This is a genomic window from Paenarthrobacter sp. TA1.8 (assembly GCF_048595705.1).
Lineage (GTDB): Bacteria > Actinomycetota > Actinomycetes > Actinomycetales > Micrococcaceae > Arthrobacter > Arthrobacter nitroguajacolicus.
Window position 1 is genome coordinate 3,113,435 of the sequence record NZ_CP184287.1, and the last position, 14,364, is coordinate 3,127,798.

Annotated in this window: 11 protein-coding genes; 1 reads left to right on the forward strand and 10 read right to left on the reverse strand. The window is 62.5% G+C overall.

What is annotated here, in order from left to right:
* Positions 1 to 20: 20 nt before the first annotated feature.
* Genes ACNAOT_RS14475 through ACNAOT_RS14500 form a run of 6 tightly spaced genes read right to left on the reverse strand, consistent with a single transcriptional unit; the run spans position 21 to position 6,795 of the window.
* Positions 21 to 1,631: a sulfatase gene (locus ACNAOT_RS14475; RefSeq protein WP_420178378.1), complete on the reverse strand. Its 1,611-nt coding sequence runs from the start codon at positions 1,629 to 1,631 to the stop codon at positions 21 to 23.
* Positions 1,628 to 2,482, reverse strand: a complete 855-nt coding sequence (locus ACNAOT_RS14480; protein ID WP_420178379.1) for an ABC transporter ATP-binding protein — start codon at positions 2,480 to 2,482, stop codon at positions 1,628 to 1,630. Before ACNAOT_RS14480 ends, ACNAOT_RS14475 begins: the two co-directional genes overlap by 4 nt.
* Complete coding sequence (locus ACNAOT_RS14485; RefSeq protein ID WP_420178380.1) at positions 2,479 to 3,258, reverse strand: ABC transporter permease; 780 nt, start codon at positions 3,256 to 3,258, stop codon at positions 2,479 to 2,481. The genes ACNAOT_RS14480 and ACNAOT_RS14485 overlap by 4 nt, the downstream gene beginning before the upstream one ends.
* Positions 3,258 to 4,031, reverse strand: a complete 774-nt coding sequence (locus tag ACNAOT_RS14490; RefSeq protein ID WP_420178381.1) for an ABC transporter permease — start codon at positions 4,029 to 4,031, stop codon at positions 3,258 to 3,260. Before ACNAOT_RS14490 ends, ACNAOT_RS14485 begins: the two co-directional genes overlap by 1 nt.
* A gap of 26 nt (positions 4,032 to 4,057) precedes the next feature.
* Positions 4,058 to 5,050, reverse strand: a complete 993-nt coding sequence (locus ACNAOT_RS14495; RefSeq protein WP_420178382.1) for an ABC transporter substrate-binding protein — start codon at positions 5,048 to 5,050, stop codon at positions 4,058 to 4,060.
* A 44-nt stretch (positions 5,051 to 5,094) separates the two neighbouring features.
* Entirely contained in the window at positions 5,095 to 6,795 is a 1,701-nt protein-coding gene (locus tag ACNAOT_RS14500) for an amidohydrolase (protein ID WP_420178383.1), read from the reverse strand.
* A gap of 205 nt (positions 6,796 to 7,000) precedes the next feature.
* On the opposite strand from ACNAOT_RS14500, the gene ACNAOT_RS14505 reads away from it, so the two are divergent.
* Complete coding sequence (locus ACNAOT_RS14505) at positions 7,001 to 7,606, forward strand: TetR/AcrR family transcriptional regulator (RefSeq protein WP_420178384.1); 606 nt, start codon at positions 7,001 to 7,003, stop codon at positions 7,604 to 7,606.
* On the opposite strand, the gene ACNAOT_RS14510 is transcribed toward ACNAOT_RS14505, so the two are convergent.
* The 4 genes from ACNAOT_RS14510 to ACNAOT_RS14525 all read right to left on the reverse strand — a co-directional run bounded on the left by ACNAOT_RS14510 (position 7,603) and on the right by ACNAOT_RS14525 (position 14,265).
* Complete coding sequence (locus ACNAOT_RS14510; protein ID WP_420178385.1) at positions 7,603 to 8,964, reverse strand: MFS transporter; 1,362 nt, start codon at positions 8,962 to 8,964, stop codon at positions 7,603 to 7,605. The two genes, ACNAOT_RS14505 and ACNAOT_RS14510, sit on opposite strands and share 4 nt — an antisense overlap.
* A gap of 86 nt (positions 8,965 to 9,050) precedes the next feature.
* A complete protein-coding gene (locus ACNAOT_RS14515; RefSeq protein WP_420178386.1) occupies positions 9,051 to 12,062 on the reverse strand; it encodes an AAA family ATPase in 3,012 nt (1,003 codons plus the stop codon).
* Complete coding sequence (locus ACNAOT_RS14520; RefSeq protein ID WP_420178387.1) at positions 12,059 to 13,264, reverse strand: exonuclease SbcCD subunit D; 1,206 nt, start codon at positions 13,262 to 13,264, stop codon at positions 12,059 to 12,061. Before ACNAOT_RS14520 ends, ACNAOT_RS14515 begins: the two co-directional genes overlap by 4 nt.
* Positions 13,265 to 13,332: 68 nt before the next feature.
* Complete coding sequence (locus ACNAOT_RS14525) at positions 13,333 to 14,265, reverse strand: MIP/aquaporin family protein (RefSeq protein ID WP_420178388.1); 933 nt, start codon at positions 14,263 to 14,265, stop codon at positions 13,333 to 13,335.
* Positions 14,266 to 14,364: the final 99 nt, after the last annotated feature.

Genomic DNA, 14,364 nt, shown 5'->3' on the forward strand with positions numbered 1-14,364 from the left:
CGGTCGCCGTCGAACACTGGCTATGCGGCCGCCGTCGGAGCCGTCCCCCGGTCCGTGAGGGCAGCCATCTCATCCAGCATTGCTCGCAGCAGGCGATCTTCCAGCGGGGCGAATTCAGGATCGCCCGCACGGTTGACCAGTTCCCCTGGATCGGTGTTGTGATCGTAGAGTTCGGCAATCTCCGTGCCGAAATAGCGGGTCAACCTGCCCTCAGCAGTGATGACGCTTCGCATTCGGACCGGACCTGGCAGCCCTTCCAAGCCAAAGGGTTGTTCTTCCTCCACCAGCAGCGCTTCCCGATGATGTTCAGTGTCCCCTAGCAGTAGTGGCACGAGCGAGCGGCCTTGGATTCCCCGATATCCCTTGGAGCCAGTGAGCTCAATAAGCGTTGGGGCCAAATCCGCGCTGGAAACCAAGGCCCCGGTGCGCCGCGGCGGGCTGCCGGGAAGGTGCACCAGCAAGGGAACATTGGTCACTGCGCGGTAGTGGACAAAGTGCTTCAGCATGAGGCCATGGTCCCCGAACAAGTCCCCGTGATCGCTTGTGAACACCACAATGGTGTCCTCGGCAAGGCCCTGATGATCCAATTCGTCGAGTATCCGCCCAATGTGCTCGTCCATCATCGTGATCAGGCCATACTGGGCGGCAGCGGCAAACCTGTACTGTTCCTCAGTAGCCGCCCACGTCATGGTTGGGTCCGCGTTTGGCTCACCACGGTGTTCCATCATGTCCCTCACATGGGCCGGCGAAGCCGAGTGGTCCTGCTCAAAGCCAAGCGGGAGTGGCAAGTCCAAGGGATCGTAGAGGTCCGAGTAGCCTTCCGGGGGCGAGAACGGGTGGTGAGGGTCCGGGAAGGACACAAACATGAAGAATGGCTGGTCCTGCCCGGCGGCATCCTTCAGGTGCTCGATTGCTTTCTCGCTGACATAGCTTGTGGGGTGCACATCAGCGGGGATAGCCGTCTGGTACACCTGATCCCACCCGCTGTACTTGCTGGACGAATTTCCTGGACCTCCCAGCGTTTCCGGGTCGACGCCCCGTTCGCGGGCCCAGTGTACGTAGTGGCCGCCTGGCCGGTCCCCGTGGCCGATTACGAGGTCTACGTGCTGGTAGCCGTAGTAGTCGGAGGGGAGCGCAATGAAGCGGTCATCGTGCGCGTCGCGGTTCTCCCATTGGTCCCACCCCGGGGGAAAGCCCTGACGGCGGGCGTCGCCTACTCCGGTGTCCAACAGCAGCGGGTCGGTGGCCCGGATCTCCTCGGCCTGGTGCGGCTCAAATTCCCACCCCATATTTTGGTGGTGCAACTTTCCCACGCCCACGGTGCGGTAGCCGCCCGCTCCCAAGGACCCCGGAACGGTCTGCGTCAGCGGATCCAAAGTAATGCCATTGCACCGCGTCCCGTGTGCGGAGGGCCACCTGCCGGTCATCAGGCTGGCACGATTGGGCATGCACGTGGGATTCGCCACGGTCGCATTCTCGAAAACAATGCTTTTGGCGGCGAGCGCGTCCAGGTTTGGCGTCTTGACGGTGGCGTTGCCACCGAAACCCAGGTGGTCGGCCCGGAGCTGGTCGGCGATGATGAAGAGGACGTTGGGCCGCCGGCTGCCGGCTGCCCGGTGCTGCCCCGTCATGCGGGCCTCTTGATGAGGGACAGAACTTCGGTGCGTTGCCGGGCGAAGTCCGGCAAGGAACGTGTAGTTATTTGGTCACGCGGAGCAGGCAGGTCCACGTCCACCACCTTGAGGACGCGGGCGGGCCTGGAACCCAGGACCACCACGCGATCTGCCAGGTAGACCGCTTCGTCGATGTCGTGGGTCACCACCAAAATGGTCATGTTGAAGTCCTTCCGGATCTTCAGGCACAGATCCTCCAGGTCAAACCGGGTCTGCGCGTCCACTGAGGCGAAGGGCTCGTCCATGATGAGGATCTCCGGGCGGTACGCCAGCGCCCGGGCGATCGCCACGCGCTGCTGCATTCCGCCTGACAACTGCCAGGGATATTGATTGTCGGCATGGAACAGGCCGACGGCGGACAGGGCACTATCGCAGCGCTCCTTGAGTTCAGCCGCCGGCAGCTTGAGGTGCCGCAGGGGAAGGATCAGGTTCTTCCGGACAGTGAGCCAGGGCATCAGGGAGCGGTTGTAGTCCTGAAAGACCAAGGCCATTTCCGGAGGTGGGCCGCTAATGGTTCGTCCGTCAATGGCCGCCCGTCCGCTACTGGCCGGATGAAGCCCGGCCAAGCACTTCAGAAGTGTCGTCTTGCCAACACCTGAAGGACCTACGATGCACACAACTTCGCCGGCATCGACGGTGAAGGTGAGATCTTCAATAACTGTGTGTGATTTTTCGCCGCTGCCATAGGTCTTGGCAAGATGGGCCACGTCCAGCCGCGGAGTGGTCGCACTGATGCGGGTTTCTGGTTGCTGTGCCATGGTGGACTTTCTGTTTCGGATGGGAAGAGTCGGGGCCTGCCGGGCGCTCATGCTGCACGCGCCATGCGACGGGACCCGATGTACCAGGACAAGACCTTGTGCTTAAGCAGGCTGAACAGGATGTTGACCAGGAATCCGATGACACCCAGGAGCAGGATCCCGGCCCACATGTCAGCAGTCATGAAGCTCTGCTGTGCAAGCAAGGTCATGGCTCCGATACCCTGCGAACTACCCAGCATCTCGCTCGCGATCATCACAATGAATGCCACCTGGAGGCTCACCTGCAGACCGGAGAAGATTTGGGGCATCGCCGCCGGCAGCAGGACATTGAGCACCCGTTCCTTTCGGCTGAGCCGGTACACCTTGGCGACGTCCATGAGGTCGTTGCTGACGCTGCGGATGCCGTCCACGGTGGCGATCATGGTCGGAAACAATGCCGCCAGGGCAATGCTGGTCACGCGCATCTGGGTTCCGAAGCCGATGAGGGAGATAAAGATCGGGACCAGAGCCACAGGAGGGATGCCGCGGAGGAAGTGGATCAACGGATCGATCATCCACCGGACGGGAGGAACCAGCGCCGTGGCAAACCCGAGGCCAATTCCGGCCACCGCTGCGATGGCAAAGCCAATAAACAAGTTCCCCAGGCTCAGAAGGACGTCAGACTGGAAGTGCTCAAAGAGCCAAAGCTCCTGAAAACGGACAAGGATGCTCTCGAGCGGCGGGAAGAAGGGATCAATGGAGTTCGCGGACAGGAACCACCACGAGGCCAGCAACAGGACGGGCGTGCCTGCACCGATCACCCAGTTTCGTATTTTGACGTTTCTCATCAGGGCACCACTTCCCGGTAGGACTCATGCCAGTGCAGGACCCGGCGCTCGGCCAGCCGGGTGGCACCTTGGAACAACAGACCCAGGACACCGAGGACAATCACCAATGCGTAGAGACTGGCGTAGTCACCTGCCGCTTGGGCTTGGTAAATGCTTTGGCCGAGGCCCGGACCCCCGCCTAGGAGTCCGGCAACGACCGTCACCACCAAGGCGGCAGGAGCTGCCACCCGCATCGCCGTACCGATGTACGGCATAGCGCTGGGCAGTACCACCCGGGCCAGGATTTCCCCCTCGCCCATGCCATAGGAGCGGGCCGTATCGCGTGCCACGGGATCGGTGCCCTGCACCCCATCGACCGTTTGCATGACGATGGGGAGCAAGCACCCGAACACCACCAGGAAGAGCGACATCTCAGCGGTAGGACCCAGTACCAGCACCGCGAGGGGGAGGATGACGATGGGCGGGACGGGCTTCAGGAATTCCAAGACTGCCAAGGTGGCGTATCGTACGGATTCGAAACTGCCCACGAGTAATCCGATAACCACTCCTGCCAAGGCCGCTACAGCCAACGCGAGCAACGCGATGCCAATGGTGGCACCCAGTGCGGACCAGAACGTGCCGGTCCCCAGAATGCCTGCAAGGGTGGTGAACACCGTGGTGGCCGTTGGCAGGGCGTTTCCTGCTACGTTTGCCGCGGCGAGAACCTGCCAGATGACCAGGGCTCCGGCGATACCCAAGGCACTGAACACATAAGGGCGGATGGATGCCTTCATGATGAATCTCCCATGTCGCTTACGGCCTACTTACCGAAAATTATGTCGGCCGGCAGTTTCACGGGTTCACTCAGGAAGCCAAGGTCAGCGAGGTTCTTGTTGGCGCGCTCAATGTCTTCCAGGCGTACATCTTCCGGCCAGTAGTTGACTGCGCCGGACTTCACGACCTCCAGCGGAGTCTTGGTGATTTCGGCGCTGAGCTGCTGTGCTTCATCGATGTGGCCGTTGGCGTAGGCGTTCGCCTTGTACATGGCCGCTTTGAAACCCTCCAACGCCTTCTCCTTGGACTTCACCGTGTTCGCCCCTGACACCCAGAGGCCAATCGCGCCCTGTTCAAAGAACTCGACGCCGGGCGAGGCCAGCAGCCTGTTGCCCTCCGACGCGGCCTTGGACGTGAACGGGGCAACCAGGGATGCGGCATCGACTCGTCCGGAATTCAGTGATTGGAGTGCCGATGACGGATCGAGGACCATCCAGTTCACCTTGGCGGGGTCGCCGCCGTCGTCCTTGACGAGCTTGCTGACCGTAACCTCCAGCTGTGCCTTGCGGGCTGGAACACTGACGCTCTTTCCTTCCAGGTCCTTCGGCCGGTTGATGGCGGACGCCTGCTGCACCAGGAGTCCGGTGTCATCTACGCGGTTGAGGTCCGCCCCCTCACTAGCCCCGTCCTTGTAGCCATCGGCCGCTGCGATGATCTTGAGCGGTACGTTCTGGCTCAGTGCATTCAAAAGTGGGATGGATGGCGTGTAGGTGACGTCAATCTGGCCGCTCTGGGCAGCTGCAATACCGGCCGGCGGATTAGCTATGACCGAAATCTCGACGTTGAGACCCTGCTCCTTGAAGTAGCCTTTGTCAGCCGCGAGGCGGATACCGGCATCGGAACCGATGCCGATGGTTCCCACCTTGAGCGTGGTGGTCCCGTCGGCGGCGGGGGCGGCGGCCGGGCCCGTCCCGCCGCCGCAGGCTGCCAACGTCATGGACAAAACTGCGGCCAGGGCCAAGGGAATAGTGCGTCGCATGGTGCTCCTTGAATCACAAATGGTTGGAACGGAAGGGAATGGTTCTAGCTGGTGGATTGGTGGACTGTGCGGCCACCGCTCAGTGTGAGCCTGACCTCTGTGTCGAGGAGCTTTTCGATCTCCTCGTCCACGGGCCAAGGGATGGAGAGAAGGCACAGATCTGCTGCCATGCCTGGTGTCAGGGCACCTTTGAAGTGCTCGGCGTGGTCCTGCCACGCGGCGTGGATGGTCATTGCAGCCAATGCCTGTAGGCCGGTGATCCGCTCCGGATCCCGCGGTTCGCCCGGTCTGGAACGTGTGGCCCGGCGGACGGCTGCCACCACGGTGCGCCGCCAATCGGTACTGGTGACGGGGGCGTCCGAGGCAAGGTTGACATGAACTCCGGCTCCCACCGCTGACTTCAGGGGCTGGTGCCGGGAGAAACGCTCCTCACCAAGAACTTGGCGCATGATGTCACCGGCCTCTTGGCGGATGAGGGGGTTGGTGCTGTAACCAATGCCGTGGGACGCCATGGTTCGCAGTGTCCCGTGATCACCGAAGGCCCCGTGGATAATGTAATGGCGGTTCCCGGATGACGTTGGACGGCCCTCGGCACTGTCATCCGCAGCGATGATCGCCTCAACGGCTGCGGCGGTGGCCGCGTCCCCCGTGGCATGGACCCCTGCCTGCAACCCGGCTTCGTTGATCAGCCCCAGGATTTTGTGCAGCTCCGCAACCCGCTGGGCGTCGGTGGCCCCTTGGATCACCAGGCTGCCGTGCGTACAGGCTTTGCCATACGGCTTACTCATCCACGCGGTGCCGCTGCGCGGAATGCCATCGGCGAAGATCTTGACGCCCGCGATCCGCAACTGCTCCGGATTGATGCCGCGGTTCAGGTAGGTAGCGGCCAGTCCGCTGCGCAGGCCTGCTTTAACCGCGTCGGCATTGGCTCCCCCGGTTCCCGCGAAGAGCATCAGGACGTTGATTCTCAACGTCAGTTCATCCTCCGCGGCGAGGTCGCCCAGCAACTCAAGTGCCGCCGTCGAACCGGTACCGTCCATGAGCCCAGCACTTGCAGGGCCCAGGCCAGGATCCGTGAGGGAAGTGATACCGAGCGAGTGCAGGTGCTCCTGCAATGCCAACAAGGCGGGCCGCAATGTGGACGCCGGAACCGGCGGCATTGCCCTCGAGAGAAGTTCCATGGCTCCGTCCTGGAGCAGGCCTGTGGGGTTGCCGTCGGCGGTTCTCGCCACGACGCCGCCGTGCACGTCCGGTGTTGCGGCGTCAATTCCGGCCCTTCTCAGGGCTTCCCTGTTGGCTATCAACTGATGCCCTGTGCTGTCGAACGCCACCACGGGCGTGTCCGGCCTGGCGTCGAGCAGGAATCCCTGCGCCGGGCCCAGCAGCGCTTCGTCCCAGCCATGGGCACGCACCCAGCCGTCATCCCCCGCCGGCGCTGCCTCCACGACGTCGACGACGGCCGCCCAGTCAGGGGCCACAGCCGGCTCCAGTCGGACATAGCCGAAGGCGGCCATGGCCGCCGAAACGAAGTGCAGGTGGGCATCGTTGATGCCTGGAATGACAGCACCACCCGCGGCATCGATAACGCGCGTGGAGGGGCCGATCAACTGGCTCACATCGTTGTTGCCCAGTGCGGCCACGCGGCCGTCTTTGACGGCCACGGCATCGCTCCCGTGATGAGAAGCCGCCGGGTCCATGGTGTGGACCGAAGCATTCATGATCACCAGATCAGCGAAATCAACCATCAGTTCTCCTCAGTTCACCGCATCTGAATGTGATGCAGACAACGTTCCTGAAAGAAGTATGTCGCTTGACTGGGTCACTTGACTAGGTTTTGGCGTAAAATTTCTTTCAGAGGACTTTTCCACCTCCCCGGCACGGCCAAAACGACGTCACGGCGGTTAACGCCTACGATCGATGAGACCGCCTGAAAGAGAAGAAGGTGCATGAATGGCCAGGGTTCCCGCTGAGGAAAGGCGGCTGCAGTTCGTTGAAGCCGCAGCAAGGGTGATCGCCCAGGACGGCCTCGCCTCTGCAACCACGCGACGAATCGCCAGTGAAGCTGAAGCACCGCTTGCGGCACTGCACTACTGTTTCCGGAGCAAGGACGAACTCCTTGAAGAGGTCTACAACTTCCTCAGCAGGGACTACGCCAAGGCACTGGAACCTGTGGCCGATCCGGGAATGGGATTGCGCCACATGGTGGGCGCCCATGCCAGACGCATCTGGAGCCGCATGTCAGAGAACCCGCACGAACAGGTCACGACCTTCGAACTGCTGCTCCGGCGCTTCCGGGTAGAGGCCGAAGACCAGCCACAGGCGTTGCTCATGAACCGTTCGATGTACGACGGCTGGGTTAACTCGACGCTGGAGCTGTTCCGTTCGGCCGCAGAAGCCGCCGGAGAACCTGTCCCCGCCAACCTGGAGGACATCACGCGCTTGTTCATTTCCGGGATCGACGGCATCAGCATGCAGCATTTGGCCGACCCCGACGACGAACGGTCCCTCCGGTTGGTGGAACTCATGGCCTCGTCCCTCGCCGGGGCGCTCCACTAAGCCTGAGGCTGGCGCTTCATCACCAACCACGTGAGAACGCCCAGCAGCAAAAGGCCGGCTGCAGCGGCCATCGACACGACGAAGGCCGCACCCGGGCCCTGCGTTTGCGCCAATTGCCCGGCCAGGTAGGAGCCCAAAGCTGTTCCCGCCACGATTCCGCTGGCCAGTGCCGTCATCACTGTGGCCATGCGGCCGGCCGGCGCCACCACGCCGCCGATGCTGAAGACAGTGACCATCACCGGCCCCACGGGGATGCCCAGTACCAGCAAGACAAAGATCATGGGCCAAATACCCGCCGGGAGAAGCAGCAAGAGCGACAAAACGGACATCGCCAGCGCTGCCGCTACCCAGCGGGAAGCGAGGCTGAACCGTTGCGGCCAGAATGCGACGGATAGCGCTGCTACAGCTGAGCTGAGGCCCATTACTGCGTATAGAAGTCCAGCGATTTCGGCTGTGGCGTACTCTGCGGAAAAGGCACTCAGGGCGTTTTGGGTTGCCCCAAAAAAGGTACCCATGCACACCATCGCGACAACCGGCACAGCTACCACCGCGCCTGCCCAACGGTTGCGGCTCGCAGGACTCACCGGGGCCGCTTGCTCTCCTGGAGGCACGGCGCCGGCACTCGGCTTCCGAGGTGCCGGTACAACCGTCAGCTGGCTGGGATGGATCGCAAAAGCAGGAACCAACGTGATGGTCATGACGGCTGCCAAGGCGAGCGGCAACCAGGGTGCCACCATGCTGGCCAGGACACCCACCAGGGCAGGGCCCAGGACGAAGGTGATCTCGTCCGCGGTCCCTTCATAGGACAGCGCGGTGTCCAGGTCAGCCCGGTTGGCCGCGACGCTTCGGCCTCCGTTGGCTGAGGACTGGGATAGGTTGCGGGTTGTCAGTGCCATCCATCGGACACGGGCCATGGGACCCACCTGGGGGCAGCTGGCTCCCGCGAGGAAAGCTGCAATGAGGACGCCAACTGCGTCGGCCACCGAGCCGTACGCGGGAGTGAGGTAAGCCGCAGCAAGGAGCCCCGCGACGGCGATTGTGTTGATGACCGCTGCCACGAGGAGCACGATCCGTTGTCCTGCCCTGTCAGCCAGGGTGCCGAGGACGGGGGCGCCCAGGGCCGAGCCGATGCCAACCGCTCCGGCCGCCATGCCGCCGATCGCGTAGGAGTGGCTGACGGCGGTGACCAGCGTCAGGGTGCCGACTGTCAGCATGGCCAGGGGAAGCCTGGCGAAAAGGCCCAGCGGAAGGAAACCGGGTCCGGCCAATTCGGGAAGCCGCGCGAAGCGGCCCGGAAGGCGTGAAGGGCGTGCGGGAGCCGATGATAGAGGCTGTGAAGCTAGAGAAGATTTTTCCATTAATCCGGGTTCGCTAAAGAGTGCGCATCGTCCCTCCTCCCGATGCGCGCGACCCGGTGTAACGGGTTAAGTCTATCGGATAGCTGTCAGACGGGCACGGCGTCGGCAATCCGCACGCTGGAACCGTGCCTGCCCTTGACCACCTGTAGCTGGCTGGTGATGCGTTGCTTCATCTCCCCGACGTGACTGACCAACCCAACTACCCGGCCGCCGTCGCGCAGTCCCTCCAAGGCATCCATCACTTGTTCCAGGGCTTGTTCATCGAGACTGCCGAAGCCTTCATCAACAAACAGCGTCTCGATGTCCACGCCGCCGGCCTCCTGCTGGACGACATCGGCAAGGCCAAGTGCCAATGACAACGACGCCATGAAGGATTCGCCGCCAGAGAGGGTGGAAGTGTCCCGGCGCTGGCCAGTCCATTCGTCTACGACTTCAAGCCCGAGGCCGGACTTCGCTCCCCTGGCGGCCTTGGCGTCCGTATGTTGCAACGTATATCTGCCGTCGCTCATGGCCACGAGCCGCTCGGAGGCGGCGGTTGCCACTTGTTCCAGCCGCGCAGCGAGGACATAGGTGTTCAGGCTCATCCGGTAGCTGTTGTCGCCCGATCCCCTCAAGGTGTCGGCCAGCTCAGCAAGCATGTGCGCCCTGTTCCGCGGTTCGCTTCCCGATTGTGACAAGGTTTGATACTCCCTCCGCAACCGGGCAACAGCGGCCGCCGATTTTCCGGCCATGCCCGCAGACAAAGCCTCAGCCCGCGCAGTATCTGCGGCATTGGAAGCAATCAGCTTCGATTCAGCAAGTTCAGCTTCTCCCAAGGGAAGCTCGCCTATGTTCGCTTCCTTGGCGGCAAGGACCAGGTCCTCGCTGGCAAACAACTCATCCAAGCGGGATGATTCAGCGTCGAAATCAGCCAGGTCTTTCTCAAGGCCCACAACATCGGCCGGTGAGAGTATCTCCCGGCGAGCGTCGTCAGCGGAGGTGAAACCGGATTCCGGCAAGGCCTTTTCAAGCGACGCGGCGGCGTCTGCCAGGGCTTGCTCCGCCCGTTCCAGTTCCACATCTGCGTCCGCGACGGCTTGCAAGAGCCCGCGCTCAGCCATGAGTGCATCCAGCCGTTCACGCAGGCTCGGGAAGTCCCCCCTTAAGCCGGCCAGATCCGTTTCAAGGGCAACACATTGCTCCTGAAGCAGGTGAACAGCGGACGACGCCTGTGCCGTCTCGCTCACGGAAGCGTCGTGTTCTTCCTGCACCAGAGAGATCCGCTTGGTGAGGGCTTCCTGCCGGCCGCGAAGCTTCTCCAGCAAGCCTGCCGCCTTTCGTGCCGCCGAGGCAGCGTCCTGCGCGGATATCCGGTTGGCCTCTGCTTCAGCAGCATCGGTTGCACCCCCTTGGGCAACCAGGCCGGCAAGCACCTGGGCTGCGGAGGAAACTTGTTCGGTGAGGAGCCCCAGGGCTTTTTCACTGGCCTCGAACTGTTCCTTGGCTTCTTCCTCTTCCTGGGCCAGGGAGAGTGCTGATCGCACTGCTTCGGCAGGATTGGGGTGCTCTTGGCTGCCGCAAACAGCGCACGGCTTACCGCTTTCCAGTGCCGCGGCCAGCTCCCCTGCTGCGTTGGCCAAACGCAGCTCGCGGACGTCGAGCCACTGTTGCCGGAGGTCCTGTGACGCCGACCGGGCCTGGAGCTGCTTTCCGGTAACCTCGGCCAACTCGCTGGCAGCCGTTTCATGGCGGGCTACGATTCGAACCAGCTCAGCCGCAGCCTCAGCATTCCGTTCCAGTTCTGTCAGTTGGCCGGCCAAAGGCTCGAGGGGCTGGATTTGCGACTCCACAGTGGACACGTCTTCGCGCAGCTGTTCCAGCACGCCCGCCGAAGCCTCGGCAGCGGCTTGATGTTCCGCCGTTTGACTACGCCTGGCTGCAAGGCGCGCCGTGATCTCTTCCAATCGCTGCTCATCGGGCAGCCGGGCCTCAAGGACTGCGCTGCTTGCCTTGACGCCTTCCAAGGCAGCGGCAGTGTTTGTTGTCTCCAAGCCGACCGCGGCAAGCTTCCCTCGCAGGCCTTCCGTCCGCGCAGCCGCGGCTTCGAGTTTGCGCGCTGCAGTATCGACCGCTTCCAGATGGCCGCCGAGAACAGCGGCACGTCGGTGCTTTCCGAGCATCTCCTTGTTCTCCAGAGCCCGGGGCGCTGCCAGCTCCAGCAGGACCCGCCGCTGCATCGCAGCGCCGAGCCGCCCATGCCGTAACGACTTCTCCTGAGCTTCTTGGAATTGTTCCATCAGGCGGGTAGCCAGGGATTCTGCCTCAGCGGCCTCGTCCTGCCGCCGCTTCCATTCAGCACTGACTTCCGCTTCCACAGCGGCAAGCCAGGCCTCAGGTTCCTGTCCTGGCTCCTTGCCGGCGGTTGGAGCGACTGCGGCAAGGCCCAGCTGTTCCTGCTCCGACGCAACCCGGTCAAGCAGCAACTTGAGATCTGACGCGTTCTCCTGCACGGCCCGGGTGGCCTCAGCTGCTTGCTGAACAAGTTGGCGTTCAACAGCTTCAAAACGGTGCGTGCCGAACAACTTTTGCAGCAGTTCCAACCGGTCGTTGGCCTTGGACCTCAGGAAAGCCGCGAAGTCGCCCTGGGGCAGCATCACCACCCGGGTGAACTGCTCCCGGTCCATCCCAAGGACGTCCGAGAGCTCGGCACCTACCTCATCGTTCCTGGAAGATTTCTCTTCCCAGCTTCCTGCCACCCGTTCCCGGAGGAGGGTCTTGGCCTGCTGGGTGGTGAATCCGTTGCGTCCGCGGGCGCTGGGCCGTTCCCACGCCGGCGATCGCGTCACTTCAAAACGCCGCCCGCGTGCTGAGAACTCACAGACCACGCGCGGCTCCGCGCCTGGCGCCGCATGGTCGCTTCGTAGCCGTTTCCCTTCCTGGCGGGCACCCGGAACGGACCCGTACAGGGCGAAACAGATCGCATCCAGAATGCTGGTCTTGCCGGCACCCGTAGCGCCGTTGAGGAGGAAAAGGCCCTGTGCGCTCACATGGTCGAAGTCAATGTGTTGGGGCGTCGCAAACGGACCGAAGGCTTCGATCTCCAAACGATGGATTCTCACAGCTCAGCCTCCTGCAACCGGACAGCTTCAAGTGCTTCCTGCAGCGCCGCTTCCTCTGCATCGCTGGCACCGCGATCCCTGACGTGTTCCAGGAATCCACAGCAGACTCCAAGGTCGTCTTCGGCAGCGGCGAGCCGATTGCTGTAACTGGTGGAAGTCCGCGCCTCTGCACCTTGGGGATCGAAGGAGAGAACCAGGGTGTCAGGGAAGCGGGTGCGCACCTTTTCCATGGCCTGCGCAGGCCGTTGCGCATCCGTCAACGTGATCTGGCAGTAAGCACTCTCTGCCCAGGCATGCTCTTCGGCGCCGAGCAGATCATCCAGCGTTCCACGCAAGGTGGCAAGGGATTTGGGGGCATCCCACACAACTTCCTCAACAGCGATCACTCCATGGGCGTCAAGGTCCACCAGCCAGGCGCCTTTATGGTGCTTGGCCTCCGAGAATGAATAGGCCAAGGGAGAACCGGAGTACCGGACATTGGGTGCCAGCTCCTGCCGCCCATGGAGGTGTCCCAGTGCGGTGTAGGTGAAGTCTTCAAAGAGATCCAGTGGAACTGCTCCCAGGCCGCCGATGCTCAGGTCCCGTTCGCTTTCCGAGGTAATGCCGCCGCTGGCAAAGGTATGCGCTAGAACCACCGGATAAACGGGTCCGGATGCGCGGCGGGCTTCAATATCCTGCCGGATCCGATCCACTGCCGCCAAGGTGACATCAAAGTGGTTGGCGTTTTCAGCGCCCAGACGCTCAGCCACAAGCCGGGGTTCAAGATAGGGAATGCCGTAAATGGCAACGTGGCCGTTTCCGGTGCCGTCCTTGCCATGCCCATCGGCGCCACGTCCATCGGCTCCGAGGGGCAAGAGGATTGGCACATCAAGATCTTCCACGCGCGTCCTCAGGTGCACTCCCCCGCGTTCCAACAGGCGGGAGGCAAAGCCCAGCCTGATGGCGGAGTCGTGGTTGCCACTGGTCAGGACAACCCCGGCCCCTGCCTGAGTAATGCGCACAAGGGCATCATCCAGCAGTTTGACCACATCCAGCCCGGGCAAGGCACGATCGTAGACGTCTCCTGCTATGAGCACCACGTCAACGGACTTGGATTCAACCAGCGATACCAACTGGTCCACGAAGTTGCGTTGGGCTTCAAGCATGCCAACGCCGTGGAATGATCGGCCAAGGTGCCAATCGGAAGTATGAAGTAACCGCATATTCTCAAGTTAACCGGGGGCACCGACAATAAAGCGCAGGCGAGCCGTCCGCCGTCGACCCCGTGCGGTTATTTGCCCTTTTTCCCGTCGAAGAAGTCACGGGCGTCATCATTGACAGGCGCAGCCGGCGCACGTCGGGAAGCGTTCCCGTCAGATTTCACAGGAGCTTCGCTGACCTGAACATCCTCAACCGGCTCGTCATTGGCGTCGAAGGAGTCGTTCACCCCATCGCTTCCGCCCTGGACGTCGTCGGTCACGGCGACGGTGGCCTGTGACAGGCCTTGGAAACCACGGAAAGCGAGACCCGCAAGCGCGGCACCCATCAGCGGGGCCACCCAGAAGAGCCATAGACCCTCAATCGCCCAAGGCGAGCTGAAGAATGCCTGGGCCGTTGCCCGAGCGGGGTTGAAGGGAAGGTTTCCCAGGACCTGCCCCAGCTGAAGCAGGACAGCCATTGCAAGGCCTACTGCGAAGGGGGCCATGGCCGGAAGAGCGCGTCGTCCAGCGGTCGCACCAAGGAATACGGCCACAATAAGGGCCGAACCGAGGACTTCGACCAGCAGAACTCCTGCCATCTGCGTTTGCGCGGAAGCATGCTCACCGAACCCCGGGGCAACGACGTCGAACGCCGCCCTGGCGTCCGTGAGGACAGGCACGGTGGTCACTACGAAATAGATCAAGGCAGCACCAACGACGCTGCCAATGATTTGGGCCGCCACATAGGCTAAGGCCGCCACGGCACGGATGCGGCCGGCAATCAAATTGCCTAAGGTGATCACCGGATTGAAGTGCCCGCCGGAGACATAGCCGAAAGCCAGCATTGCCACTGTCACCGCCAGGCCCGTGGCAAGAGCCACCGGCAAGGGCGCCCCACCAGGATTCGAAAATATCCCGACTCCCACCGCGGCAACCACAACGAACATCGAACCCAAAGCTTCAGCCGACAGCCGGGCAAGTAGTCCCGGTTGGTGTTCAGGCGTCGCTTGTACAGGAGAGGTCATGTCGAAGGGGTCCTTACGGTTGGTATGGATGCCGGATTGACCGGCCGCGTGCTGGTATTGGCAGGGGTAACGCAAGCTCAAAGCCACTGAGTATCCTGC

Coding starts and splice junctions, on each gene's coding strand:
- ACNAOT_RS14475 (WP_420178378.1), bottom strand. CDS start 1,631: ATGACGGGGCAGCACCGGGCAGCCGGCAGCCGGCGGCCCAACGTCCTC.
- ACNAOT_RS14480 (WP_420178379.1), bottom strand. CDS start 2,482: ATGAGCGCCCGGCAGGCCCCGACTCTTCCCATCCGAAACAGAAAGTCC.
- ACNAOT_RS14485 (WP_420178380.1), bottom strand. CDS start 3,258: ATGAGAAACGTCAAAATACGAAACTGGGTGATCGGTGCAGGCACGCCC.
- ACNAOT_RS14490 (WP_420178381.1), bottom strand. CDS start 4,031: ATGAAGGCATCCATCCGCCCTTATGTGTTCAGTGCCTTGGGTATCGCC.
- ACNAOT_RS14495 (WP_420178382.1), bottom strand. CDS start 5,050: ATGCGACGCACTATTCCCTTGGCCCTGGCCGCAGTTTTGTCCATGACG.
- ACNAOT_RS14500 (WP_420178383.1), bottom strand. CDS start 6,795: ATGGTTGATTTCGCTGATCTGGTGATCATGAATGCTTCGGTCCACACC.
- ACNAOT_RS14505 (WP_420178384.1), top strand. CDS start 7,001: ATGGCCAGGGTTCCCGCTGAGGAAAGGCGGCTGCAGTTCGTTGAAGCC.
- ACNAOT_RS14510 (WP_420178385.1), bottom strand. CDS start 8,964: ATGGAAAAATCTTCTCTAGCTTCACAGCCTCTATCATCGGCTCCCGCA.
- ACNAOT_RS14520 (WP_420178387.1), bottom strand. CDS start 13,264: ATGCGGTTACTTCATACTTCCGATTGGCACCTTGGCCGATCATTCCAC.
- ACNAOT_RS14525 (WP_420178388.1), bottom strand. CDS start 14,265: ATGACCTCTCCTGTACAAGCGACGCCTGAACACCAACCGGGACTACTT.